The organism is Microbulbifer salipaludis (genome assembly GCF_017303155.1).
Classification (GTDB): Bacteria; Pseudomonadota; Gammaproteobacteria; order Pseudomonadales; family Cellvibrionaceae; genus Microbulbifer; species Microbulbifer salipaludis.
This window is the reverse complement of the sequence record NZ_JAEKJR010000001.1, coordinates 42,213-67,355: the sequence shown is the minus strand read 5'-3', so window position 1 is coordinate 67,355 and position 25,143 is coordinate 42,213. Positions and strand designations below refer to the sequence as shown.

General features: G+C 59.5%; 18 protein-coding genes. 12 read left to right on the top strand and 6 right to left on the bottom strand.

Translation table 11 applies throughout. The features are described 5' to 3' along the window. Window positions 1–249: 249 nt before the first annotated feature. The 3 genes from galE (at window position 250) to JF535_RS00260 (ending at window position 3,249) form a co-directional block, all read left to right on the top strand. Window positions 250–1,275 (top strand): UDP-glucose 4-epimerase GalE, encoded by a 1,026-nt coding sequence (galE, locus tag JF535_RS00270; protein WP_206997786.1) that lies wholly within the window; start codon window positions 250–252, stop codon window positions 1,273–1,275. Between the two features lie 262 nt (window positions 1,276–1,537). Continuing rightward, window positions 1,538–2,329, top strand: coding sequence for a CPBP family intramembrane glutamic endopeptidase (locus tag JF535_RS00265; protein WP_206997784.1), 792 nt, complete (start codon window positions 1,538–1,540; stop codon window positions 2,327–2,329). A gap of 128 nt (window positions 2,330–2,457) precedes the next feature. Next, window positions 2,458–3,249, top strand: coding sequence for a CPBP family intramembrane glutamic endopeptidase (locus JF535_RS00260; protein ID WP_206997782.1), 792 nt, complete (start codon window positions 2,458–2,460; stop codon window positions 3,247–3,249). 249 nt (window positions 3,250–3,498) lie between these two features. On the opposite strand, the gene pulA is transcribed toward JF535_RS00260, so the two are convergent. The 6 genes from pulA to JF535_RS00230 form a co-directional block, all read right to left on the bottom strand. Beyond that, on the bottom strand, window positions 3,499–6,972 hold the full coding sequence (gene pulA / locus JF535_RS00255; protein WP_242523533.1) for a pullulanase-type alpha-1,6-glucosidase: 3,474 nt from the start codon (window positions 6,970–6,972) through the stop codon (window positions 3,499–3,501). 327 nt (window positions 6,973–7,299) lie between these two features. After that, window positions 7,300–8,124 carry a symmetrical bis(5'-nucleosyl)-tetraphosphatase gene (locus tag JF535_RS00250; RefSeq protein ID WP_206997779.1) on the bottom strand — a complete coding sequence of 275 codons (825 nt, stop codon included), beginning with the start codon at window positions 8,122–8,124 and terminating at the stop codon, window positions 7,300–7,302. A 13-nt stretch (window positions 8,125–8,137) separates the two neighbouring features. Then, complete coding sequence (gene rsmA / locus JF535_RS00245; RefSeq protein WP_206997777.1) at window positions 8,138–8,959, bottom strand: 16S rRNA (adenine(1518)-N(6)/adenine(1519)-N(6))-dimethyltransferase RsmA; 822 nt, start codon at window positions 8,957–8,959, stop codon at window positions 8,138–8,140. A 45-nt stretch (window positions 8,960–9,004) separates the two neighbouring features. Next, window positions 9,005–10,006 carry a 4-hydroxythreonine-4-phosphate dehydrogenase PdxA gene (gene pdxA / locus JF535_RS00240; RefSeq protein ID WP_206997776.1) on the bottom strand — a complete coding sequence of 334 codons (1,002 nt, stop codon included), beginning with the start codon at window positions 10,004–10,006 and terminating at the stop codon, window positions 9,005–9,007. A gap of 4 nt (window positions 10,007–10,010) precedes the next feature. Beyond that, complete coding sequence (locus JF535_RS00235) at window positions 10,011–11,363, bottom strand: peptidylprolyl isomerase (protein ID WP_206997774.1); 1,353 nt, start codon at window positions 11,361–11,363, stop codon at window positions 10,011–10,013. Then, window positions 11,363–13,990, bottom strand: a complete 2,628-nt coding sequence (locus JF535_RS00230; protein WP_206997771.1) for an LPS-assembly protein LptD — start codon at window positions 13,988–13,990, stop codon at window positions 11,363–11,365. The genes JF535_RS00235 and JF535_RS00230 overlap by 1 nt, the downstream gene beginning before the upstream one ends. A 322-nt stretch (window positions 13,991–14,312) precedes the next feature. On the opposite strand from JF535_RS00230, the gene JF535_RS00225 reads away from it, so the two are divergent. The 9 genes from JF535_RS00225 to JF535_RS00185 all read left to right on the top strand — a co-directional run bounded on the left by JF535_RS00225 (window position 14,313) and on the right by JF535_RS00185 (window position 25,118). Continuing rightward, window positions 14,313–15,422 carry an aminoglycoside phosphotransferase family protein gene (locus tag JF535_RS00225; RefSeq protein WP_206997769.1) on the top strand — a complete coding sequence of 370 codons (1,110 nt, stop codon included), beginning with the start codon at window positions 14,313–14,315 and terminating at the stop codon, window positions 15,420–15,422. An 8-nt stretch (window positions 15,423–15,430) separates the two neighbouring features. After that, window positions 15,431–16,129 (top strand): N-acetylmuramate alpha-1-phosphate uridylyltransferase MurU, encoded by a 699-nt coding sequence (gene murU, locus JF535_RS00220; RefSeq protein ID WP_206997767.1) that lies wholly within the window; start codon window positions 15,431–15,433, stop codon window positions 16,127–16,129. A 201-nt stretch (window positions 16,130–16,330) separates the two neighbouring features. Continuing rightward, window positions 16,331–16,999, top strand: a complete 669-nt coding sequence (gene rpe / locus JF535_RS00215) for a ribulose-phosphate 3-epimerase (protein ID WP_206997765.1) — start codon at window positions 16,331–16,333, stop codon at window positions 16,997–16,999. A 632-nt stretch (window positions 17,000–17,631) separates the two neighbouring features. Then, entirely contained in the window at window positions 17,632–19,113 is a 1,482-nt protein-coding gene (trpE, locus tag JF535_RS00210; RefSeq protein ID WP_206997763.1) for an anthranilate synthase component I, read from the top strand. A gap of 35 nt (window positions 19,114–19,148) precedes the next feature. Beyond that, a complete protein-coding gene (locus JF535_RS00205) occupies window positions 19,149–20,006 on the top strand; it encodes an ion transporter (protein ID WP_206997761.1) in 858 nt (285 codons plus the stop codon). Next, window positions 20,003–20,581 (top strand): anthranilate synthase component II, encoded by a 579-nt coding sequence (locus JF535_RS00200; RefSeq protein WP_206997759.1) that lies wholly within the window; start codon window positions 20,003–20,005, stop codon window positions 20,579–20,581. The genes JF535_RS00205 and JF535_RS00200 overlap by 4 nt, the downstream gene beginning before the upstream one ends. Window positions 20,582–20,793: 212 nt before the next feature. After that, window positions 20,794–21,828, top strand: coding sequence for an anthranilate phosphoribosyltransferase (gene trpD / locus JF535_RS00195; protein ID WP_206997757.1), 1,035 nt, complete (start codon window positions 20,794–20,796; stop codon window positions 21,826–21,828). A 4-nt stretch (window positions 21,829–21,832) separates the two neighbouring features. Further along, on the top strand, window positions 21,833–22,627 hold the full coding sequence (trpC, locus tag JF535_RS00190) for an indole-3-glycerol phosphate synthase TrpC (protein WP_206997756.1): 795 nt from the start codon (window positions 21,833–21,835) through the stop codon (window positions 22,625–22,627). 298 nt (window positions 22,628–22,925) lie between these two features. Then, window positions 22,926–25,118: a M3 family metallopeptidase gene (locus tag JF535_RS00185; RefSeq protein ID WP_206997754.1), complete on the top strand. Its 2,193-nt coding sequence runs from the start codon at window positions 22,926–22,928 to the stop codon at window positions 25,116–25,118. Window positions 25,119–25,143 lie beyond the last annotated feature (25 nt).

Below are 25,143 nucleotides of genomic sequence, written 5' to 3'. Positions count from 1 at the left end.
GCGCGACGGTGCTGCTGTCGCAACAGGGGGCCTGCTAACAGGTCCCGCACTTTCAGGATAGTCAGCGCTGTGGCCTTCAATGGCAGATAGGCACAAGATGGGTTGAAAGAGGTGTCAGTTTTGCGAGGCCCGTTTAGGGCGTAGAATAGGTCGCGCAATGGCAGCGTTAGGGGTAGTGGGTGATGATCGCTGCGCCCGGCCTGAAAATCGCGCAAGTACGCGACAGTAAATCCAACAAAAAGGAAGATCATGAAAGTTCTGGTAACCGGGGGCGCCGGGTATATTGGCAGTCATACCTGTGTCGAGCTGCTGCAGGCGGGGTTTGAGCCTGTCGTGGTGGACAACCTCTGCAATAGCAGTGAAGAAGCCCTGCGCCGGGTTGAGGCCATTGCGGGCAAGCCTGTGCCCTTTCACCAGGTGGATATCCAGGACGCCGACGGTCTGCGCAACATTTTCCGCGAGCACAATATATCGGCGGTAATTCACTTCGCCGGTCTCAAGGCGGTTGGTGAATCAGTTTCTATTCCATTGCGCTATTACCAGAATAATGTTGCGGGCACCCTGACCCTTTGTGAGGTAATGGAAGAGTTTGGTGTGCGCCAGTTGATTTTCAGTTCCTCGGCCACGGTCTATGGCGACCCGGCGACGGTGCCCATTCGCGAAGACTTCCCCACTGGCGCCACCAACCCCTACGGTGCCAGCAAGCTGATGGTGGAAGATATGTTGCGCGACCTGTGCAAGGCCCCGGGCAACCAGTGGAAGGTGAGCCTGCTGCGTTACTTCAATCCCATCGGTGCCCACGAGAGCGGTACCATTGGCGAGGACCCTGCGGGTATCCCCAATAATCTGCTGCCCTACGTCGCCCAGGTCACTGTGGGTCGTCTGCCCCAGCTGCAGGTGTTTGGCGACGACTACCCCACCCCCGACGGTACCGGTGTGCGGGACTACATCCACGTGGTCGATCTTGCTCGCGGTCATCTCGCGGCGCTGAACAAGCTGCAGCGGGCCGATACTGCGGCAGACTGCTACACCTACAACCTGGGTACCGGTCGCGGCAGCTCGGTGCTGGAAATTGTGCGCGCTTTTGCCGAGGCTGCGGATAAGGAGATCCCTTATAAAGTGGTTCCCCGTCGCCCCGGCGACATCGCCGCGTGTTATGCCGATCCCACCTATGCGGAACAGGAGTTGGGCTGGAAAACCGAGCTTGGTCTGAAGCGTATGGTGGAAGATACCTGGCGCTGGCAATCGCAGAACCCCAAGGGGTATGCGGAGTAGCGCACTGGCGTCTGCCACGATCGGGCGGCGGATGCCGGATCACAATGGGATCATCAAGCGGGCCTTCGGGCCCGTTTTTGTTTTTGTTGCGCAATTGGTACGAGTGTCTCAGTGAGGGCCTTGGGTTAGCGAAGCTGTGTAATGGTGTGTAATGGCAGATTGTTGAAGTCTGCGCAAATTCGAATAATCATGCGCCGGTAGCTTTGCCGGACTGGATGACCGGCTGGCAAAGGAAATCATCAAAAGGAACACAGGAATCGTCATGGAACATACCGCATCCTCCCCCGCCGGCGACCCGAGCGAAAATTTCACCTCTGAACAAGTCGTACCCGCGCCATGGCGTGCCACGGGCTGGCTGGTGGTGTTCGCACTGCTGCATTTTATCGGCGTATTTTTCTATATCGCAGGCTACGGCGGCTATCTCGGTGCACAGCTGGGCGCGCAGGGACAAGTGATGGACCCCGCGGCGATCCAGGCCCAGGTCGCCGCCCACGCCGCTACCCCCGGTGCCATGGCTGGCATGTATCTGGCGCAGTTCGCGCTCATCTTGCCGGTGCTGTTGTTGGTTTCCCGTTTTAAACATCAGAGCGCTGGCCAGACCCTGGCTATCCGCGCATTCCCCACCAATCAGATACTGCCCTGGATCGCAGTACTGGCAGCATTTCTCGCCACGCAATTTATCGTGTATCGCCTGTTTCAGATTGACGCGGGCGAATTCTTGCAAACCCTGGCGGGCAGCAAGCACCTGCTTCTCGCGCTGGTTCTGGTCATTGCCGCACCGCTGTTGGAAGAGCTGGTGTTCCGCGGCTACCTGTTCCAGGCCTGGCGCAACACCCGTTTAGGTTTTAGCGGTACTCTTCTGCTGACTTCGGTGCTGTTTACCCTGTTGCACTGGGGCCAGTACAACCTGGTGCAGCTTGGTTTCATCTTTGCTTTCGCATTAATCCTCGGGCTTGCGCGGGAAAAAAGCGGCAGTGTCCTGCTGCCTATGCTGTTGCACCTGTGTAACAACCTTTTTGCGGCGGTTGTGGTGCTGTATTTGGGGATCTTGTAACGGAGCATTACTGAGGGTGGCCGGTCTGAGGCCACCTGCGGCAGAGCGTCGTTTGTTCTATTGCATTCCATGTGTGTGAGAGTGCCGGTATTTAGCGCCACAAAAAGCGTGATAAGAAGCAATTTGCAATGTCATTGAGCGAAATTCCCAGCAAGTCATCTCCCGTATCTCCAGAACCTGCCGTTCCATCTGGCGGATACGAGACCCAGTCCGATGATCCAGTTGAACGGAAAAGTCATTTGTGGTTCTCCATTAACTGGCTGATCGGCTTTTTGATTCTGCACGGGGTGGGCTCTGGAATATATCTGCAGATATTGCGTGCACGAGGCGCGGCGATTGACGCAAGCCAATTTCCAGACTCTTTGGCCCTAGAGTTTCTGCCCGGATTGGGGTTGTTTAGCTGGGCATTAGTGCTTCCTGCGCTGGCCTTGGCCGGACGCTCTCTTGGCGGCACCTGGCGGCAAGGACTCGGGCTGGTGCGCTTCAGGCCTGGTCTGCTGCTCACCTGGCTCGGAATCATGGTTGTATACCTGCTGGGTGAGTGGCTGGTAATACTGGCGCTTGGGCTGGAGATGCCCGAGTTCATGACTCAGATGGTTGGGCGCACAGAGTTGTCGCTGATTCTGGCTATTGTCGTGCTGGCTCCTGTAACTGAGGAACTGTTATTCAGGGGATATCTGTTCAACGCATGGCGTCACTCCGCTTTGGGTTTGGTGGGCACGCTATTTCTGACGTCGTTGTTGTTCTCACTGCTCCATTGGGGGCAGTACGACATCACAGTTCTGGCGTTTATCTTCTGCTTCAGCATCGTCGTGGGCCTTGCTAGGGAAAAAAGCGGTTCCACCTGGCTGCCAATCATCCTGCATGCCTTTGCCAATCTGACGAGTGTTATTACTGTGAATTTTTTGGGGTGGGTTTAGGGCTCGCGACGAGTGACATTGCGTAAGTCTGGATTTCATGGCCGCTTATCTATCCCGTTGAGCTTGCATAGATAAAAAATTGCTGATTCAGCAGGGATGTATGTGGCTGAGCCCACGGTGTATGAAGCCTGTGAAAATCGAGGGCGAAGAGAGGTTCTGCCGGGCTTGCGGTTCGTGCGCCGACACATGGAAGACAATAAAAAACCCGGCGAAAGCCGGGTTTTTTATTAGCTGTGAGCGAAGCGTCGTTTAGATACGGCGGCGACGCAGCAGGGCAGCGGCGAGAAGAGCCAGCAGGGCGAAGCCGGTGGCGCCGCCACTGGAGTCATTGCCTTCGTTTTCATTCTCATCTTCACCCTGGTCGGTGTCTTCCTCATCTTCCGGGATTGAACTGTCGTCTTCCCGCGCGAGGCTGAATACCGCAGTGGTGCGTGCCGGTACCGTGAACACACCGTCGGTGACGGAAGCAGTTGCCAGTGCCGTATCCGCGGATGCCTGCTGCACTTCATGCAGAGTGAAGGGCAGGTCGGTGGCAGAGGCGAGGGTGAATTCCTGAGCCTCTGCGCCGCCGTTAAACAGCACCAGAATCTGCGACGTTTCTTCATCAAACTCCCCCGCCGGGTCATTCAGATGCATGGCGATCAGGCCGGGAATCTGGTCGGGACCGGTGTTGGCGAAAGAGACCACGGCCTGAACCGCTTCTTTTGTTGGCAGTCGGAAGAGCCCACTGCTGGCTCGGATCTGCAGCCACTCTTTGAATACCGCCAGCGCAAACTCGCGATCTGCCTGCTGCGGTGCAATATCCGGGTTTGCCAGTAGCGGTGCCATCAGCCCCCAATGATCCTGATTCTTGTCGGCAATCGGCAGGCCCGCGCCCCAGTTGTCGGTAGCCAGTGAGTAATCGATCGCATTGAACCAGTCACCAGAGTTGTAACTGTCGCGGTCCATGGATTTAGAACGCAGGATTTCCTGACCGGCGTGTATGAACGGCACCCCCTGGGCGAGCATCACCAGCGAGGTGCTGAAGTTCTGCAAGCGCACACGATCGGCAACCGTGGTGGTGCTGTTGGCCTTGATCTGGATGCCGTCGAACAGGGTTTCATTGTCATGGGCGGCAACGTAGTTGATCGATTCCTGCGGGTCCGCGGTGTAGCCGGTGGGCTGGCCGTTGTAGATCAGCTCGGCGCCGGTCAACGTGGTGCCGTCGGAAGTTTCCAGCAGATAGTCGGCCAGGTTGCCAGCGAGGCTGATACGCACCTTATCCGCCAGTGTCAGCAGGGTTGCGCGCTCGTCGCCACTACCGAACTTGCCGTTGCTGTCAGTGAACAGGCCGGTACCGAACCCCTGTTCTTCAAAACCGCCAAACGGGTTGCCGCCGCGTACCGAGTCGCGCAGGCGATCGTTGAAGGTGCCTACCCCAGTGCCTGCCATGTTGCTTTGACGAGCCTGAACAAAGCGCGTGTCGTCGACCACTTCGCCAAAATTCCAGCCCTCGCCGTAAAGATAGATAGACGAGCCATCTACGCCATCCGCCTCGGGAGTGAGTGCCTGCAGGTCGCTGGCGACGTTCAGGATGTTTTGTTTGGTGTGATGTCCCATCAGGTCAAAGCGGAAGCTGTCCACCTTGTAAGCGGTAGCCCAGGTCTTCATGGAATCGCGCATCAGCTTTTCCATCATGGTGTGCTCGCTGGCGGTATTCGCGCAGCAGCTGCTCATTTCCACAAAACCTTCGCTGTTACGGCGGTGGTAATAGCCGGGAACGATCTTGTCCAGAATAGAATTGTTGTACTGGGCGAATGAGCTGGTGTGGTTGTACACCACGTCCATGACTACCCGCAGGCCCATATCACTCAGGGACTGCACCATTTCGCGGAATTCCAGAATACGCTGTACGCCATTGGGGTCGGTTGCATAGCTGCCCTCCGGCACGGTGAAATGCAGCGGGTCATAACCCCAGTTGAAGCCGTCTTCATCGCGGATGGCGTTGACCGCTGCCTGTTGCTCGGTACTGTCCGGCGCGTAAACGCTGAGGTCTCCGGTGTCCTTCTGCGCGCTACGGTCTTCATTGACTGTGGCGAAGTCGAATGCAGGCAGCAGGTGTACATGGGTAAGGCCTGCAGCCGCCAGTTCCGCGAGATGCAGGGTGCCGCGCCCGTCTTCGGCGAAGGCCGCGAAGGTGCCGCGCGCCGGTGCACTGACCAGATCATCCTTGATGCTGAAATCGCGCACGTGCAGTTCGTACACGGAAATATCCTCTGCTGAGGACAGCGCCGGTTTCGCCAGAGAGTCCCAATCCGCGGGCTTCAGGTCGTCGTCATTCAGGTTGACGATCTGAGACTTGTAGGAGTTGGTGGAGAGGCTCAGGGAGTAGGGGTCGGTCACCCAGTTGTTTTCGATTTTGCGTGTCGCGTAGGAGTAGACCTCTACTTCGTACATATAGAACTTGCGGTCCCAGTCGATACTGGTAGAGGCAGTCCACACACCGTTGTTTTCGGTCATATCCACCTGGGTGGTCGGTGCGTACTGATCACCGCTGTCGAACAGATGCACCCTGACGGATTTTGCCGTGGGTGCCCACAGGGCAAATTCAATGGCGTTTTCGCCGACCGTAGCACCGAGGGTTCCATCGTAGGCGAATTGTGCATCCAGTACGCCCGGTGTCTGCACGCCAGTGGCATCGACAATCGCACCTTCGGCATCGAAAATGGCCACGGCCAGTTGGCCTTTAATCAGTGCATGGATATCGACGTCGGTCGGTACTGTGAAGGTGGTGGCATTTGCCAGGTGCGGGAATTTTTCGCTGACCGCTTCAGCCGGGCCGCTGGTGTTGTGGGTCAGGAGAATTGCGGTATCGCCGGTGACACCGTCCGGGCCAAGGGTCAGTGTGGCGCTCGTGCTCGCCACCAATTGGGCGCTGCCACCTTCGGGCAGGGTAACCGGCCATACGATAGTGTCGCCATCGACCCAGTGTGCTTTGTCGGTGGTCAGGTCACCACGGGGGACACCGTCTGTGCTGACTACCACCTTTTTCGTGTTGCTGTCGAAGGCAAAATAGACTTCTTTACCTGCCTCTGCCGTAAACGCAATATTTTGGCCATTGGCGTCGCCGTAACTTTCGTCCCAGCCCTCATTCAGAGCCGCTTTCATCTGGTAATCACCGGCGGGTAGCGCGTCGGTGATGAAGGTGTAGACACCGTCGCCATCCACATCCTGGAGCCAGGTCTGCAGACAATCAGGTTGCCAGTCACCGGGGCAGCCAAGTTCGCTCTGAAAGTCACCTGCCGCGGTGACAATGGAGTGTCTTACATTGTCTGCAATCCAGTTGGTTGCGTGATCATAGATAAACGTAACCGCGCGCTCGGCTGCGATATTCAGCGGGATATTACCGCCGCCCGCATCGGCGTAGCCGCCGTAGTTTTCATCCCAGGTTCCGTTGATCGCCACTTTGTATTCGTAATCACCCGCGGGCAGAGTGTAGGTGCCTCGCCACAGATCATCGATCGCATCATAGCTTAACTGCGACGCTTCGCAGGCAGGATCCCAGTCGCCAGCGCACCCGATCGGGGTCTGGATGGTGCCGGGAATATTGACCATGGAAAGTTCAGAATTTGTCGTCTGGGCAGAACTGTTGGCCGAGGCCGAAATAGCGATCGCCAGGAGTGAGGCAACACGAATATAACAGGCGCGACGATTGCGCCCGTGCGCGCGGGGGGGAGCTTGCATGCTGTTTGACCTTATTGTTTCTATTATTGATTTTCTGCCAGCCTGCGCCGTTGTTGCTCGCCGCAAGCGGACACACCATCGCTACATGCGCCCCCTCAAACCGACGGGTGCTGATTGCATGTAAAAAATCGGAAAATTGATTAGAGGCCAGACGGGATCAAACGGCATCCCACCCGGAGGGGGAGGAGGAGAATGTAACCAAAGGTGATGGGGGATGAGATGAGGGACGCAGGGTACTGCTGTGCGCGCGGTCAAGCCTGCCGGGTGATTTGTGGCCGTGTCCAGCTATCGACGCGTTAAACGGGCGATATGGCACCGATGCGTGATCTAGGGTGTGCAGTCCGCACAATAAAAAGACTCGTCTTCGAGCTTTAGCGCAGTGAGATACCCACCCCACACACACCCTGTATCCAGCGCGTACACATTCTTCGTGTTCGCTTCACCCTCCAGTGCCGCCCAGTGGCCGAAAATTACCCGGTCGTTTTTGGTTTTACGGTTTTTATAGCTGAACCAGGGTTTGTAATCGTGGTGGGCCGCCAGTGGGCCCTGCTTGGTCACCAGGTCCAGGGTGCCGTCTTCCTTGCAGAAGCGCATGCGGGTGAAATAGTTGGTGATGGAGCGCAGTCGCTCGACGCCGATCAGGTGGTCGCTCCACTTGTGCGGCTCATTGCCGTACATGCCAAAGAAGTAGGCCTCCGCCATGGCCGGGTCCTGCAGGGTTCTGTGTACCTCGCCCGCCAGTTCCAACGCCTTGCTCATGCTCCACATGGGCGGGATGCCCGCATGCACCATGGAAAAGTACTTGTCGTTGACTTTCTTGTGCACCATCAGCGGCTGCTTTTGCAGCCAGCCAAGCAGCTTATCGGCGTCCTTTGCGCGCAGCACTTCCGCCAGGTCGTGCTCCTTGTCGGTCAGGCGTTTGGCGCCGTGGGCGATGGCAAGCAGGTGCAGGTCGTGATTGCCGAGCACGGCGGTGACCTGGCTGCGGTGCTCGTACAGGAAGCGCAGGGTGCCGAGACTGTCCGGGCCGCGGTGCACCATGTCACCGGCGAGCCACAGCTTGTCCTTGTCCGGGCGGAAGTGGACTTTCTTCAACAGTCGTTGCAGCGGTTCCAGGCAGCCCTGAATATCGCCAATTGCAAAGGTTGCCAAGTGAGGCTCCCGCTTATGGTTTCGGTGATTCGGGCGCGGACAACTGGCTGCAGTAATTGGCCAGCTCCACATATTCCTTCACGCCGAGGGTTTCCGGCCGACGGCTGGTGTCTACCGGCAGCTGTTCCGGGTCGAGGTCGGGGAACAGGGGCTTCAGGGCATTGCGCAGGGTTTTGCGGCGCTGCTGAAAGGCCACACTGACGATACGCTCCAGCAGCTCTTCGTCCTTGGCCGGGTACGGCAGCGTCTGGTGTGGTACCAGGCGCACGATGGCGGAGTCGACCTTGGGTGCCGGGCGGAAAGATTGCGGGGGTACCGGAAACAACCCCTGCACGCGGCAGTGGTACTGGGTCATCACGCTCAGTCGGCCAAAGGCTTTCACCCCGGGCACCGCGCTCAGGCGGTCCACCACTTCCTTCTGCAGCATAAAGTGCATGTCCTGAATCTTGCCGCGGAAGCTCAGCAGGTGAAACAGCAGTGGAGTTGAAATGTTGTAGGGGAGGTTGCCCACGATGCGCAGTTGTTCCCCATCCCCTTGTGCCAGGCTGCCAAAGTCGAACTTGAGCGCATCTTTTTCGATGATGGTGAAATCCGGGTAGTCGCGGAATTTGAATTCCAGCATGGGGATCAAATCCCGGTCCAGTTCGACCGCGGTCAGTGACGGGCACTTGTCCAGCAGCAGGGCGGTAATGGCGCCCTGACCGGGGCCAATTTCCACCAGCTTATCGGTGTCCTTGGGGCCGATGGCGCGCACGATCCGTTCGATGATGTTTTCGTCGACGAGAAAATTCTGGCCGAAACGCTTGCGCGCTTTGTGTTGGAAAAAATTGTCCATGAAGCTGTTCGTATGGGTAAAAAGTTAGGGCGCGCTGTGTCGTCGTTAAATGGCGCGCAGTTGGGCCAGTTCAATGGCCTGGCTGACGGCGGCCAGTAGGCTGCCGCTGTCGGCGATTCCCTGCCCGGCAATATTGAGTGCCGTGCCGTGATCCACCGAGGTGCGGATAAACGGCAGCCCCAGGGTGATATTGATCGCGCGCCCGAATCCCTTGAATTTTAACACCGGCAGCCCCTGGTCGTGGTACATGGCGAGTACCGCGTCACAGCGGGCCAGTTGTGGCGGGGTAAACAATGTGTCCGCGGGCAGTGGGCCGATCAGGTTGAGACCGAGACCGCGCAGGGTGTCGAGCGCTGGCGTGATCACGTCGATTTCTTCCCGCCCCAGGTGTCCGCCTTCACCGGCGTGGGGGTTTAGGCCGCACACGCCGATACGGGGGTGTTCGATACGGAACTGGTGTTGCAGGCTGCGGTGCAGAATGGTCAGCACCTGCTGCAGGGTGTCGGCGCTGATGGCGCTGCTCACATCTTTCAGGGGGATATGGGTGGTGGCCAGTGCCACCCGTAGATCATCGGCGGCCAGCATCATCACCACTTTTTCCACGCCTGCCTGTTCTGCAAAGAACTCGGTGTGGCCGCTAAACGGTGTGCCGGATTCGTTGATTACCCCTTTGTGCACCGGGCCGGTGACTACGGCATCGAAGGTGCGGTTGAGGCAGCCCTGTGCGGCGCGCTCGAGGGTTTCCAGCACATAGTGACCGTTGGCGCTGTTGAGCTCGCCGGGGTGGGCTGGAGCGGCGAGGGAAACCGGCAGCAGGTGCAGGGCACCTTCGGGGGTAGCGGCAGGAGGCTCGCTGGGATCGAAGGGCAGCAGCTGCAGCGGCTTGCCCTGCCTGGCGGCTTCCTGTTGCAGTAGCTCGGGGTCGGCAATGGCGACGATTTGTGCCGGCGCGATATCCGCCGGACGCCCGGCGCAGGCCAGTTTGACGGCGAGCTCCGGGCCGATCCCGGCGGGCTCGCCGGGGGTGAGGGCGATGCGAGGGGTCATCCGGTTACTGGTTTTCCCCGGCTTCGTCGGCGGCGGGTTCTTTCAGTTCCGGCAGCTTGATTTCGACGTAGGCCTGGTCGCGGATTTCCTGACGCCAGTTCTGCAGCTCTTCCTCGTAACGGCGGTTGCGCAGCAGGTTGGCGGCCTGGTTACGGATGTATTGGTCGGTCATGTCCTGCTGGCGGCGACCTTCAACCTGCAGGATGTGCCAGCCAAACTGGCTGCGGAACGGCAGGCTGATCTCGCCGACCGGGGTGTTGTTCATGGCCTGGGTAAACTCGGGTACAAACTGGCCCGGCATGGACCAGCCGAGGTCGCCGCCTTGCAGCATGGTGCCGATATCTTCGGAATTATCTTTGGCGGCATCCTCGAACTTGAGTTCGCCGGCGCTGATTTTTTCCCGCAGGTCTGTGAGCAGTTTGTACGCCGCATCGTCGTCACGGATGGCCGAAGTTTTCACCAGGATATGACGCACCTTGGTCTGTTCTACGACCTGCTCGGTGGCGCCGCGCTGCTCGTGAATCTTGAGCAGGTGAAAGCCGGCGTCGCTGCGGAATGGCTTGGTGGTCTCGCCCACGCTCAGGCCTTCCAGCGCATCGGCAAACAGGGTTGGCAGCTCGACCGTCTTGCGCCAGCCCAGGTCACCACCCTGCAGGGCGTTCTGCCCGGCCGAGTTGGAAATGGCCAGGGCGCGGAAGTCTTCGCCGTTGGTGGATTTTTCGTAAATGGATTCCGCCTTGGCGCGCGCTGCGGTCACATCTTCGGCGGGAGCGCTGGAGCTGACCGGGATCAGGATATGGCCCAGCTGATACTGCGGCGACTTCCAGAATTCGCCCTCTTTGGAGCGTAGGAAGTTATTGATGTCCTGGTCGGTAATCTGGATACGCCGCCCGACGCTGCCCTGCTCGACCCGGCGGATAATCAGCTCCTGGCGGATCTGCTGGCGGAAGGCATTGTTGGAAATGCCATCGGCTTCCAGTTTGCGCTGAAACTCTTGGGGGGACGCGCCCATGTTCTGCTGAACCCGGGCGATGGCCTGATCCAGCTCCTCCTCGGCGATGGTGACACCGGCGCGGGCCCCCATCTGCAGTTGCAGGCGCTCGACGATCAGTTGTTCGAGCACCTGGCGACGCAGGATATCGATGGGCGGAGCTTGCACATTTTGCGCCGCGATCTGCTGGGTGATGGTGTTCATACGCTGCTGCAGCTCGCTGGCCATGACGACATCGTCGTCGACCACGGCGACAACCCGGTCGAGTTTTTGTACCTGCGCAGTGGCGGGCAGGGCCAGCGCGCACAGGGCGGCGCAGGCCAACAGGCCGCGGCGAAGAGGGGTGAACATCTGCATTATTGTCATCACTGTTTCAGTACTTCTCGTTGTTCAAAGTTGGCAATGCCCTGGCTCAGGATCCGGGTGACCGAGCCACCGAGGCCGGCCAGTCCCTTCAGTTGCAGTTCAATATAGATACCTTCATCGAACTCCAGCTCTTCCGGGGGCACTACATCCGCCAGGTCATTATCCAGCTCGCGCCGCCACAGTACCCGGGTACGGTAGCAACAGGTGTCATATTCGAGTCCGGCGAGGTATTCCAGTTCCCTGTCGAAGGTGAAATCGTAGTTGGCTCGGGCGAGGATGGAAAGCCGGTCATTGATTGGCCAGGCGACGGAAACATCCGCCTGCCGCACGGGGCCCTGTATCAGAAAGGAATCCGTGGCGTCGAATCTCTCCTCTTTGCGCAGGTAGCGGTAGCCGACATTGAACAGTCGGTAGTCGTCATCCAGGTAGCGCAGGGTGAAGTTGCCGCGATTGATGGTGTGGTCGGTGTCGTGATAAATCACCTCGCTGCTGATGCGCAGGGAGTCCGTGGGGCGGCTCTCCAGGCGTGCGGCGAACTCCGAGCGCGGCACATCTTCGATAAACTGGGCCAGTTCGATGCGGCTGGCCTCGGAATAGAAAATCTGGCCGGCGCTGGCAGCGAACAGGTCGCGCCCGCTGCGCGGGTCCACAAAGCGGGTGGTGAGACCAATGGCGGCGCGGTCGGCGTCGTCGATACGGTCGTTGCCGTTGAAGCGGCTGCTGCGGAACAGCTGGTCGTAGCTGAAGGTAAACAGCGAGGTGTCGTAGAGCAGGTCGTTGCCGCCGTCGCGGTTGCTGGTGCTCACATTGAGGAAGTCCGTCTGGTCGGCTTCGCTGCTGGCCATCAGGAACAAGCGAGGTTCCAGCGTCTGCACGTATTCATAGTCGAACAGAGTGTCGCTGCGCTCAAAGAACAGCCCGCTGTCGATGGTGAACTGTCCGGCAGACGCCTCCGGCGTGTCCATGCTGGGGTCGGCGAGGAAGGTGTCGGCCAGTTCATAGCCCAGGTAGATACCGGTAATTTCCGGATTGAAAAAGCCCCACAGCCACTGTTTGTCCCAGCCGAAGCTGTAGTCCACGCGGGTGCGGGTGGCGTTGACAAAATTCCGCGTGCTGGTGGTGACGCTATTGGGGTCGTCCACATCGGCAATAAAGCGGATGGTCTGGGTGTCATCGTGGTCGAAGCTGGTGACTTCGTGATTCATCAGCAGCTGCCAGTCGCCCCATTTGTAGCTGCCGTCCAGGTTTACCCGCGGCAGCTGGCTGTAGGTATCAAAACGGTCTTTGGATAACTGCTGATATTCCTGCGCACGAATACTGGCGCGCCAGTGTTCACTGGTGAGGCTGGCCTCTGCCGTCTGGTTGAGGTTGGTGAGCGCCCGCGCACTTACGTTTTGCGGGACATTGAGCTCGGCGTTGTCCAGGTCGCGGAAATAGTCCGGGTCGCTGACCTTGGCGTAATCGATCCGCGTGCGCCACAGGCCACCGTTGCCGCCGACCTGGTCCAGGTTCAGGTACCAGCGGTCCTCGCCCTTGGCGGGCAGCACCAGGTCTTCCGGGAAGCCCTCATTGATCAGCCGGCGGGCGTCTTCATCGTCGCCGCCCTTGTCATTGGGCAGGCCAGCCGCGCGCGCCTCGGTACTGAACCACTGGCTCAGGTGGCGGGTTTCAATCTCCAGACCGGTGCCGCGGTACTGCACGTAGCGCGGCACAATGGTGGCGTCGAGCTGCGGGGCAATATTCCAGTAGTAGGGGACGGCAATGTCCCAGCCGTTTTCATCGCTGTTGCTGATACTGGGAAAAAGCAGGCCGGACATACGGTCATCACCGACCGGGAAACGCAGGTAGGGGAAGTAGAACACCGGGATATCGGCAATTTCCAGGCGTACATTGCGCGCGGTACCCTGGCGTTCCACACTGTCGATGGCGATCTCCCCGCCGCGCATTCTCCAGAAAACGTCGTCCGGTTCACAGCGGGTGTAGTTGCCATCAGTCAGAATCAGCTCCCCACTGGCTTCGCGGGAGGCGAAGCGCGCCGACCCGTGCACGAATTCGTCGTGCACCACGTAGGTGGCATCTTCAATGGCGGCGGCCTTGCTGTCGGTGTGGATCTCGGCAGCCTTGCCGCGCACCAGCAGGCTCGGCTCGCGCATTTCGATGGCGCCGCTCAGGTAGGCAGTGCTTTCCGCGCGGTTCACATTGACCTGGTCGGCAAACAGCTGCCGGTAGCCCTGGGTGATGTGCACATTGCCGCGCAGCTGCGCGGTACCATCCTCCAGCCAGTTAGAGCTGTCGGCCGTGGCGCGCAGAGGGGCCTGTTCCGGCAGCAGGTCGGCGTTGGGGTACAGTCGTGGGGGCTCGACAAACGCGCCGCCACACACCGGCGCCAGCGTGTGGCGGTAGGTCGGGTCCAGCTGGGACTTGGAAAACCAGTCCAGGTGCAGGTAGGGGTTGTCGGATGATAGGGTGCCCGTTACCGCCGAGGCCCGGGGCGAGTCGGTGTCGGCCGCATCCGCCGCCGCCAGCCACAGGGGCTGGGCAGCGAGCAGGCCAAAAGCGAGGGAGCGCGGGCGTGATAATTGTCCAATAGCCAGCGCAAGGCGGCGCCAGCGGGAAGCTTCCAGCATCGAGTGATTGGTTCCAGCTATCTTTAGAATCTGTTCTGGTGGCGAGAATGTGCGATCAGATCGCATTGCGCGGCCCCCAAAAAGGGAACTAACGCCGGGCAGTGTGACAGAAACTGCGGTGAAGTCCGCAACAATGTGTGCTGCCGGCAAAAGCTGGTGCGCAAAAATCAGCGGTCGATTCTACTTGAATGGCCGTACCCATGGAAACAATAGCGGGTGAACCCGGGCGCCGGCGCAGTTACAATGCGCAGTTTTTAGGCGGCTGATGGGCCGGGAAGGCTGAAAACCCGCCGCAAAATGAATCGATGTATGCAGGTAGCGGATGAATGAACGTGTGAACGAAGCCCCGGATGAGCGCCGCCAACAGCTGCGCCAATGGGCCGCCCGCGCCCTGCAGAGTGGCCACGACGCGCTGCAGGTGCCGCCGGTGGCAAGCAGCCTGGATTTGAAGCCCCTGTCCGGCGATGCAGGGTTCCGGCGCTATTTTCGTACCGATACCGCCCCGACACTGATCGCGGTGGACTCTCCACCGGGCAAGACCAACGTCAGCCGCTTCGTCGCCCTGGCCGACTACCTGCGCCGCAATGGGATTCACACCCCGCTGGTAATCGCCGCCGACATCGAGCAGGGCTATATGCTGCTGGAAGATCTGGGTGATACACAGCTGTTGCGTGAGCTGAACCCAGACAGCGTCTCTGGCCTCTATGCGGAAGTCATGAACGAGCTGCTCTGCCTGCAGCAGATCAGCCGCCCGGAGGGCATGTTCCCGCCCTATGACCGCGCACTGTTGCACATGGAAATGCGCCTGTTGCCGGAGTGGCTGATTGGCAAGCTGCTGCAGCGGGAGATTTCCGAAGAAGAGAATCAGCTACTCGAGCGCACCTTCGCGCACCTGCTGGACAGCGCCAGTGCCCAGCCCCAGGTGCTGGTGCACCGGGATTACCACAGTCGCAACCTGATGATCCGCGATGGCGAACGGCCGGGCGTGGTGGATTTCCAGGATGCAGTGTGGGGGCCAGTCACCTACGACCTGGCTTCGCTGTTGCGCGACTGCTACATCCGCTGGCCACAGGAGCAGGTGGAGCGCTGGGCGCTGGCCTATGCCTCGTCCGCGATCGATAGCGGCGTGATCCCGGAAGTCCCGGCGGAAACCTTCCTGCGCTGGTTCGACTGGATGGGCCTGCAGCGCCATTTCAAGGTGCTTGGCCTGTTCCCGCGCCTGTATCTGCGCGACGGCAAGCACGGCTACCTGCCGGACCTGCCCCTGGTGATCCGCTACACACTGGAAGTGTGTGATAAATATCCGGAGCTTCAGCCATTCTCCGACTGGTTCCGCCAGGAAATCCTGCCCCTGATCGAGCTGCAGGACTGGTACCGCGACTACCGAGCCGCCGGCGAACGCCAGGCCCTGGAAACCGAAACCCCCGAATAAGTGCCAAGATGACCAGCAGACACAACCCCGCTCCTGCCGCCATGGTGCTCGCCGCCGGGTTCGGCAAACGCATGCGCCCGCTCACCGATCACACCCCGAAACCGCTGATCCCGGTGTTGGGCAAACCCCTGATCGAATACGCCATCGAGCGCCTTGCGCAGGCCGGGGTCACCAACCTGGTCATCAACCTCGCCCACCTGGGCGGCAAGATCCGCGATCACCTGGGCAGCGGTGAACGCCTCGGCGTCACTATCCAGTACTCCGCAGAAAGTGAACCCCTGGAAACCGCCGGCGGCATCACCAAGGCCTTGCCGCTACTGGGTGACGCGCCCTTTCTGGTCGTCAACGGCGACGTCTGGTGCGACTTCGATTTCAGTTACTGGGTCAACAATCCGCTGCCGCAACACTGCCCCGGCCGCCTGCTGATGGTGCCCAATCCGCCACACAACCCCGAGGGCGACTTTGGCATCGACGACGGCCTACTCTCCGGTACCACCAAGCCCAGATATACCTTCGCCGGCATTAGCTACCTGCGCCCGGAGATCCTCACCAGCTACCCCAATGCCCGCGAGCGCTACGGTCTGGGTGAGGTCTTTGCGTTTAACGAAGACAAGATGCAGGCGGAAGTCTACGAAGGTGACTGGTGCGATGTGGGAACGCCAGAGCGACTGAACAAGTTGGAAGAAAGGCTACGCGGCGATGTTTGAGTGGAAGAAATGCGCTAGCTAACGAAGTAGACAATTTGGAATTGAAGGGCGGGTGCTGGGTGAAGCTTTTCGAAAGCGTCAGCGACAGGGACGTCGCTGACGCAGCGTACAGGGATGTATTCACAGCGGTTTCGAAAAGCTTCACCCAGTGCCCGGCCGCCACGATTTTTTAATAGGACCATCAGGTACCGAGACGAGAAAATGCCAGACTACAAAATTGCACCTTCCATCCTTTCCGCCAACTTCGCCCGTCTGGGGGAAGAAGTCGACAACGTCCTCGCCGCCGGCGCCGACTGGGTGCATTTCGACGTAATGGACAACCACTACGTCCCCAACCTCACCATCGGCCCCATGGTCTGCAAAGCCCTGCGCAACCACGGTGTGACCGCCCCCATCGACGTTCACCTCATGGTTGAGCCCGTCGACGACATGATCCGCATGTTCGCCGACGCCGGCGCCACCTACATCACCTTCCACCCGGAAGCCAGTAAACACGTGGATCGCTCCCTGCAACTGATCCAGTCGCTGGGGTGCAAGGCCGGTCTGGTATTCAACCCGGCCAGCAGCCTCGACGCCGCCAAATACGTAATGGACAAGCTCGACATGATCCTCCTCATGTCCGTAAACCCCGGCTTCGGCGGCCAGAAGTTCATCCCCGCCACCCTCGACAAGCTCAAAGAAGCCCGCAAACTCATCGACGACTCCGGCCTCGACATCCGCCTGGAAATCGACGGCGGCGTCACCAAAGACAACATCCGCGAAATCGCCCAGGCTGGTGCCGACAGCTTTGTTGCCGGCTCTGCCATTTTCAATGCGGATGACTATGCGGAAGTGATCAAAGTGATGCGTTCCGAACTGGCGCTGGCCTAAGGACGGGACCCCGTAACCGGGCCCTGGCGGTCGGGCACCGGGTGGCGCTTTTCGGGACCGCTGTGAACCCATCCCTGGGCGCTTCGGCGCAAACATCCTGTTTGCGACGATCCCGAAAAGCGCCACCCGGCACCCGACCTTCGCATCCAAGTTCAGCGCTCTATAGCCCGAATCGAAGCTGGAGTGCCGGGTAAGGGGTTTTGAAAGCGTCAGCGACAGGGACGTCGCTGACGCAGCGTACAGGGATGTATTCACAGGGGGGCGCCTAGCTCGGTTTCAAAACCCCTTACCCGGTGCTCCGGCGCCACCGGGGGTTACAAAGGACTTAAACAGGGCCAATAAGAGCCACCAAATCCCGAGCTTGCCGCCTTTACCAGAGATTTGTACACTTGCTCGCCGGAATACAGGGAAGCAACTCGACGCTGCGACCCCAACGCTGCGAGAAAGTGACATTGAACTGCACTGCCCCCCACATCAACAGCTGGCGATGGCGCCACTGATCCGCTGAAGCCTGCAGGCCCATACACAGGGTCCGACGGGCGCCTTTCCCGCGGGTAGGATTCCACCAACGATGTGCAATCCATAATAAGACCCGCAGTAAAAATCGAAGCATTGCACAGACCGGAGTCGCCATGACCCCCAGCGAATACGCCCAGCTTACGTCTGCAGGTTACAACCGCATACCCCTAGTCCGTCGCGTACTGGCCGACATAGAAACCCCGCTGACCACCTACATGAAGCTCGCTGCCCGCGACGGCGGTCGCTACAGCTACCTGCTGGAATCCGTGCAGGGCGGTGAAAAATGGGGGCGCTACTCCATTATTGGCTTGCCCGCGCGCACCGTTCTTAAAGTGACCGGTCACGATGTGGTGGTCGAGCGCGATGGCAAAATCGTCGAGCAGAAAACCGTTGCAGACCCGCTCGCCTTCGTCGAAGAGTTCCGCGGCCGCTACAAGGTGCCGGAAATCGACGGCCTGCCGCGCTTTAATGGCGGCCTCGTCGGCTACTTCGGCTACGACGTGGTGCGCTATATCGAGCCAAAACTGGCCGACAGCTGCCCGCCCGATACCCTCGGCAACCCGGATATCCTGCTGATGGTCAGCGACGAGCTGGTGGTGTTCGACAATCTGGCCGGCGCCGTGCTGTTTATCGTGCACGCGGACCCAGAGCAGGAAAGTGCCTTTGAAGGCGCCCAGCGTCGCCTCGACGAGCTGGTTGGTCAGTTGTCCCAGCCGCTGGCCAGCGTCGAACCCCTGGGTATCGACGGCGACCACACCGCGGAAGCGACCTTCACCTCCCACTTCGGCGAAGAAGCCTTCAAGCACGGCGTGCACAAGGTCAAGGATTACATTCTGGCCGGCGATGTCATGCAGGTGGTTCCGTCCCAGCGCCTGTCGGCACCGTTTACGGTGCCACCGCTCAATCTTTATCGGGCCTTGCGCAGCCTGAATCCGTCGCCATATATGTACTTCCTCGACCTGGGTGACCACCAGGTGGTGGGCTCCAGCCCGGAAATTCTGGTGCACCTGGAAGACGGCGATATGACCGTGCGCCCGATCGCCGGCACCCGCCGCCGCGGTGCCACCGAAGAGCAGGACCTGGCACTGGAGCAGGACCTGCTGGCGGACCCGAAAGAGATCGCCGAGCACCTGATGCTGATCGACCTGGGCCGCAACGACGTGGGCCGGGTTGCGCAGACCGGTAGCGTCAAAGTGACGGAAAAGATGGTGGTGGAGCGTTATTCCCACGTGATGCACATTGTCTCCAACGTGACCGGCAAAATTAAGCCGGAGCTGCACGCGATCGACGCCCTGCGCGCGGCGCATCCGGCGGGCACCCTCTCCGGTGCGCCCAAGATTCGCGCCATGGAAATCATTGATGAACTGGAGCCGGAAAAGCGCGGCGTCTACGGCGGAGCCGTGGGCTATCTGGCGTGGAACGGCAACATGGACACCGCTATCGCCATTCGTACCGCGGTCATCAAGGATGAAAAAGTTTACGTACAGGCCGGCGCCGGCCTGGTCGCGGATTCCGATCCGCAATCCGAGTGGGATGAGACCATGAACAAAGCGCGGGCGCTGTTCCGCGCCGTGGCCATCGCCACCGGGCAATAACCTTATTGTTAGGATCCATTGGAAGAAGTAACCCGATGAGTAGCGAAATTTCGGTACAGCAAAAGCGCGGCTTTGCCGAGCAGTGTCGTCGCCTTGTGGAGGCGCCCATTTTTAATCAGGTGATTATTGGCCTGATTATGGTGAATGCCGCCGTTGTCGGCCTGGAAACCTCTACCTGGGTGCTGGAACGTTTCAGCAGCACCCTGTATGGCATCAACCAGCTGATCCTGTTGGCGTTTATGGTGGAAGCGGCGATCAAGATTGCCGCCCATGGCAACCGTCCGTGGCGTTACTTCGCCAATGGCTGGAACTGCTTTGATTTCTCGATCATCGTACTGAGCCTGATTCCGGCGGCGGGGCCCATGGCTACGCTGGCGCGCCTGGTGCGGGTGCTGCGGGTGTTGCGCCTGGTCTCCGCGTTCCCGGAGTTGCGCTTGCTGGTCGACACCCTGCTGCGCAGCCTGCCGAGCATGTTCCACATCAGCCTGCTGATGGGGATTATTTTTTACATTTACGGGGTGGCCGGTTATTTCCTGTTTCACGAAATTGACCCCACCCACTGGCGCACGCTGCCCATCGCCCTGTTGAGTCTGTTCCGCATTGTCACTTTTGAGGACTGGACCGACATTATGTATACCGCGATGGAGGCCATGCCTTATTCATGGATCTATTTCATCAGCTTCGTGGTGATGGGCGCGTTTGTGATGATCAACCTGTTTATCGGTGTGGTGTTGAACAATCTCGAAGAAGCCAAGCTGCGTCGTCTGGATGAGCTGTCCATGCCGCCGAGCCAGACCGAAATTCTGCGCGAACTCCGCGCAACCCAGGACTCCCTCGCCCGCTTGCAAAAGCGTTTGGGCGACCTGGGCGATGAGAAAGGAACCGAATCATGATCCTGATGATCGACAACTACGACTCCTTCACCTTCAACATCGTGCAGTATCTGGCGGAGCTGGGGGCGGAAGTTGTGGTGAAGCGCAACGACGAAATTACCGTTGCGGACATTGAGAAGCTGAACCCGGAGAAAATCGTCATCTCACCGGGCCCGTGCACGCCGAACGAGGCGGGTATCTCGATGGAAACGATTCGTACTTATGCGGGCAAGTTGCCGATTCTCGGTATCTGCCTGGGGCACCAGAGTATCGGTCAGGTGTTTGGTGGTCGCGTGGTGCGTGCCGGTCAGGTGATGCACGGCAAAACCTCGCCGATCATCCACAACAACGTCGGCGTATTTCACGGCCTGTCCAACCCGTTCGAGGCAACGCGCTATCACTCGCTGGTGGTGGAGAAGGGCAGCCTGCCGGATTGCCTGGAAGTCACCGCCTGGACCGAGACCGAGGGCGGTGAGATCGACGAAATTATGGGTATCCGCCATCGCGAACTGCCCATCGAAGGGGTGCAGTTCCACCCGGAGTCGATTCTGACTCAGCATGGGCACGATATGTTGCGGAATTTTTTGGAGTCTTGAGGTATTGGTACGGCGCTCCGCAGATGGCTTGGTGGCGGCGCTGCTGCCGGTATCCGTTTGCGAGACACGCCGTGAACCCATCCATGGGGGCTCTTCTAAAACGTCCCTGTTTTAGAAGGTCTCGCAAACGGATACCGGCATCAGCACCTTAGCTTTGACCGCCGGATAATTTGCGAACCTCAGGAATACATACTTAGGGAAGGGGAAGAATAATGAATATCCAGCAGGCCATCGCCAAACTGGTGGAGGGTGAACATCTCACCCGTGAAGAGATGCGCGCGGCCATGGGCCAGATTATGCGCGGGGAAGTGGAAGACGCACAGATCGGCGGTTTCTTGGTGGCCCTGCGCATGGCCGGGGAATCGGTCGAAGAAATTACCGGTGCGGTGGAAGTCATGCGCGAGCTGGCCACCAAGGTCGAAATCGACCACACCAATGCCGTGGACATTGTGGGTACCGGCGGTGATGGTGCCAACCTGTTTAATGTGTCCAGCGCCTCCAGTTTTGTCGCCGCTGCCGCCGGCGCGCGGGTGGCGAAGCATGGAAACCGTTCGGTCTCGTCGTCCTCCGGCTCCGCCGATCTGTTGGAAAAAGCCGGTATCTATCTGCCGCTCACCCCGGAACAGGTCGCCCGCTGCATCGACGGCGTGGGGGTGGGCTTCATGTTTGCACCCAGCTATCACAGCGCCATGCGCCACGCTATCGGCCCGCGCAAGGCACTGGGCCTGCGCACCATTTTTAATCTGCTGGGGCCACTCACTAATCCGGCGGGGGTGAAGCGGCAGGTCATCGGGGTATTTGATTACCAGTATTGCCGGATGCTGGCGGAGGTGCTGCAGACCCTGGGCGCGGAACATGTGCTGGTGTTGCACAGTGACGACGGCCTGGATGAGGTCAGCCTGGCGGCGGACACCCGCGGTTGGGAATTGAAGAATGGTGAGCTGAAAAAAGTCACGATTACTCCGGAAGATTTTGGTATCGAGCGCCAGAATCTGGACGGGTTGTGCGTTTCGGGTTCTGAAGATTCGCTGGCACTGATTCGCGATGCCCTCGGTAAACGGGAAACCCCCGCGGGCGACAAGGCAGCTGATATCATTGCGCTCAATGCCGGCATGGCCATCTACGTCAGTGGCGTGGCCGCAAGCCGGGCGGAAGGGGTGAGCATGGCGCAGGACGCCATCTACAGCGGCCTCGCCGGAGAGAAAATCAACGAGCTGGCCGCCTTTACCAGCGCATTCAAAGAGTGAAGTCATGAATACGCCAACAATTCTGAAGACCATTGTCGCGCGCAAATGGGAAGAAGTGGCCGAGCGCAAGCAACGAGTCAGCCAGGATGAAATGCAGCAGCGCGCCCTGCAGCAGCCCCCCTGTCGCGGTTTTGTCAGCGCCATCGAAGCCAAGCGCAACGCCGGCGAAGCGGCGGTCATCGCCGAAATCAAAAAGGCCTCCCCCAGCAAGGGGGTAATCCGCGAAGACTTCATTCCCGCTGAAATTGCCACCAGCTACGAAAAAGGCGGTGCCGCCTGTCTGTCGGTGCTCACCGATGTGGACTTTTTCCAGGGCGCCGATGAATACCTGCAGCAGGCGCGTAACGCGGTGCGCCTGCCGGTCATCCGCAAGGACTTTATTGTCGATCCGTATCAGGTGTACGAGGCCCGGGCCATCGGTGCCGACTGCATCCTGCTGATCGCCGCCTGCCTGGACGACGCGCAGCTGACGAGCCTGAATGATCTGGCTCTGGAGCTGGGGCTGGATGTGCTGGTGGAAGTGCACGATCGCGAGGAGCTGGAGCGGGCCCTGAAGTTGCCCAATCGCCTGATCGGCATCAACAACCGCAACCTGCACAACTTCGAGGTGCAGCTGGAAACCACATTCAAGCTATTGGACCGGATTCCCGACGATCGTATCGTGGTGACCGAAAGCGGTATCCATACCACCGATGACGTTGCGGCCATGCGTGGTCACAATGTGGATACCTTTCTGGTGGGGGAAGCCTTTATGCGTGACCCGGAGCCGGGTCGCCGTCTGATGGAGCTGTTCAACTAGGCCAGTTATCGGAAGGCAATAACGGAAGTGCTGTAAAACCGGGCAATTTGCCCGGTTTTTTTATGCGCTGTGTTGTTCAGGCGGCGGTGGCCCCCGGGGCTGGTGACGGGACGAATGGTGGTCTGGGCGGGTTAAAACGCAGGGTGGTGAATTTCTGGTCAGGCTCGAAATAGTGTATTGTCACGTTAGTCATCTTCAGTGAGGCAGGTTGCTTTACTGTGCGGCTGTCCTTGCGGGTAAGCCTGCGCATGGCGCAGGTGCCTGGCATCGGTACCAGAAATACACACCGGAGAATGAAATGCGTAAATCCCTGCTCGCGGTTGCCATTTTGGCTGTAGCTGCCTGTTCCGAGGCACCCAAGCCCGACGCGAACCCGTCTGTAACGTCTGCCGCGGTTGAAAATACCCAGGCCGCGACGGATTCGAACACCGCTGCAGGGCAGGACAACCCGCTGTTGCAGCCGAGTCTCCTCCAGTATCAGGCGCCGGACTTCGGGAAGATCAAGGACAGCCACTTTGCGCCGGCGTTCGAGCAGGGTATGCGCAAGCATCTGCAGGAAATCCAGACGATTGCCAGCAACCCTGAGCCGGCCAGCTTCAACAACACCGTTGTGGCGATGGAGCAGGCAGGTGCTCTGCTGACCCGGGTTTCCAGCGTCTTCTACAACCTGGTTGGTAGTGATAGCAACGAAGCCCGCCGGGCGCTGCAAAGCCAGCTGGCGCCGAAACTGGCGGCGCACTCCGACAGCATCTACCTGAATGCCGATCTGTTTGCCCGCGTGGAGGCGCTGTATAAGCAGCGGGTTGCGCAAGAACTGGATGCGGAGTCCGCACGTCTGCTGGAAGAGTATTACGACAAGTTCGTAAAAGCCGGTGCCAAGCTGTCTGCGGAGCAGAAAGTCACCCTGCGGGCATTGAATGAAGAGCACTCCAAGCTCGCCACCCAGTTCAGCCAGAATCTGCTGAAGCTGAGTAAGGATATTGCGGTGATCGTCGATGACGAGCGTGAGCTGGATGGCCTGTCGGAAAGCCAGGTCAAGGCTGCCGCAGAGGCCGCCAACAGCGCCGGTCATGCAGGCAAGTACCTGATCAGTATCACCAACACCACCCGCCAGCCGATACTGGCCTCTTTGAATAACCGCGCGCTGCGTCAGCGCATCTGGGAAGCCTCCGCCTATCGCGGAACCTCGGGCGAGCTGGATAACCGGCCGCTGGTCAAGCGCCTGGTTCAGATCCGCGCGGAAAAAGCCGATCTGCTGGGTTACGGCAACTGGGCAGAGTACCGGTTGACCGGCACCATGGCGGAGAAACCGGAAAACGTCCTCAACATGCTCAGCTCCATGGTGCCGGCGGTGGTGAAAAACACCCAGGCCGAGCAGGCCGATATCCAGGCCATGATTGAGCGCGAGGGTGGCGACTTTGCGGTGCAACCCTGGGACTGGGCCTACTACGCGGAGAAAGTCCGTCAGGAAAAATACGACCTGAACGAAAGCGAGGTACGCGAATACTTCGAGTTCAACCGGGTGCTGAAAGATGGTCTGTTCTACACCATGAACCGCCTGTACGGTATCACCTTCAAGCCCCGCCCGGACCTGCCGGTATACCACCCGGACGTTCAGGCCTTCGAGCTGTTTGATCACGATGGCGAGAGCCTCGCGATCTTCTATGCCGATTATTTCGCGCGCGAGGGCAAGCGCGGTGGTGCCTGGATGAACTCTTTTGTCGGGCAGTCGCACCTGCTGGAGCAAAAGCCGGTGGTGGTGAATGTGATGAACATTCCCAAAGGCCCGGAAGGCGAGCCGACGCTGGTGAGCTTCGACCATGTCACCACCATGTTCCACGAGCTTGGGCACGGCCTGCACGGCATGCTTTCGCAGGTTCACTACCCGAGCCTTGCGGGCACCGCCGTCTCGCGCGACTTTGTCGAGTTCCCGTCCACCTTCGAGGAAGACTGGGCGAGTCATCCGGAAGTGCTGGCGAATTACGCCTACCACTACAAGACCGGTGAGGCTATTCCCGAAGCGCTACTGGCAAAAGTGCTGAAGGCAAAAAATTTCAATATGGGCTTCGATACCCTGGAATATATGTCTGCGGCACTGCTGGATATGGAATGGCACTCCCTGCCGGCGGATGCGGAACCGCAGGAGGTTGAGCAATTTGAAGCCAAGGCGCTGGCGAAGCATGGGGTGGACCTGGCCGCGGTGCCGCCGCGTTACAAATCCACCTACTTTGCCCACTCCATTGGCGGCGGCTACTCGGCCAGCTACTACGCCTACATGTGGAGTGAAATCCTCGCCGCAGACGCCTTTGCCTACCTGCGCGATCGCGGTGGCCTGACCCGGGAAAACGGCGCGCTGTATCGCAAGAATATCCTGGAGGTGGGCAACTCCCGCGCACCTATGGAGTCGTACGTCAAATTCCGCGGCAAGGAGCCGACCACCGACGCGCTGCTGATCCGCCGTGGTCTGCAGCCGGTTGCCGGTGGTCAGTAAGTGATCACCTGAAGCATCGCGCAGG

Excerpts from the sequence above, each read along its gene's own strand:
- galE (WP_206997786.1), top strand. The coding sequence starts at position 250 with ATGAAAGTTCTGGTAACCGGGGGCGCCGGGTATATTGGCAGTCATACC.
- JF535_RS00235 (WP_206997774.1), bottom strand. The coding sequence starts at position 11,363 with ATGACAATAATGCAGATGTTCACCCCTCTTCGCCGCGGCCTGTTGGCC.
- rsmA (WP_206997777.1), bottom strand. The coding sequence starts at position 8,959 with ATGGACAATTTTTTCCAACACAAAGCGCGCAAGCGTTTCGGCCAGAAT.
- JF535_RS00225 (WP_206997769.1), top strand. The coding sequence starts at position 14,313 with ATGAATGAACGTGTGAACGAAGCCCCGGATGAGCGCCGCCAACAGCTG.
- trpC (WP_206997756.1), top strand. The coding sequence starts at position 21,833 with ATGAATACGCCAACAATTCTGAAGACCATTGTCGCGCGCAAATGGGAA.
- JF535_RS00265 (WP_206997784.1), top strand. The coding sequence starts at position 1,538 with ATGGAACATACCGCATCCTCCCCCGCCGGCGACCCGAGCGAAAATTTC.
- JF535_RS00185 (WP_206997754.1), top strand. The coding sequence starts at position 22,926 with ATGCGTAAATCCCTGCTCGCGGTTGCCATTTTGGCTGTAGCTGCCTGT.
- JF535_RS00205 (WP_206997761.1), top strand. The coding sequence starts at position 19,149 with ATGAGTAGCGAAATTTCGGTACAGCAAAAGCGCGGCTTTGCCGAGCAG.
- JF535_RS00260 (WP_206997782.1), top strand. The coding sequence starts at position 2,458 with ATGTCATTGAGCGAAATTCCCAGCAAGTCATCTCCCGTATCTCCAGAA.
- trpE (WP_206997763.1), top strand. The coding sequence starts at position 17,632 with ATGACCCCCAGCGAATACGCCCAGCTTACGTCTGCAGGTTACAACCGC.
- murU (WP_206997767.1), top strand. The coding sequence starts at position 15,431 with ATGACCAGCAGACACAACCCCGCTCCTGCCGCCATGGTGCTCGCCGCC.
- pulA (WP_242523533.1), bottom strand. The coding sequence starts at position 6,972 with ATGCAAGCTCCCCCCCGCGCGCACGGGCGCAATCGTCGCGCCTGTTAT.
- JF535_RS00230 (WP_206997771.1), bottom strand. The coding sequence starts at position 13,990 with ATGCTGGAAGCTTCCCGCTGGCGCCGCCTTGCGCTGGCTATTGGACAA.
- JF535_RS00200 (WP_206997759.1), top strand. The coding sequence starts at position 20,003 with ATGATCCTGATGATCGACAACTACGACTCCTTCACCTTCAACATCGTG.
- pdxA (WP_206997776.1), bottom strand. The coding sequence starts at position 10,006 with ATGACCCCTCGCATCGCCCTCACCCCCGGCGAGCCCGCCGGGATCGGC.
- rpe (WP_206997765.1), top strand. The coding sequence starts at position 16,331 with ATGCCAGACTACAAAATTGCACCTTCCATCCTTTCCGCCAACTTCGCC.
- trpD (WP_206997757.1), top strand. The coding sequence starts at position 20,794 with ATGAATATCCAGCAGGCCATCGCCAAACTGGTGGAGGGTGAACATCTC.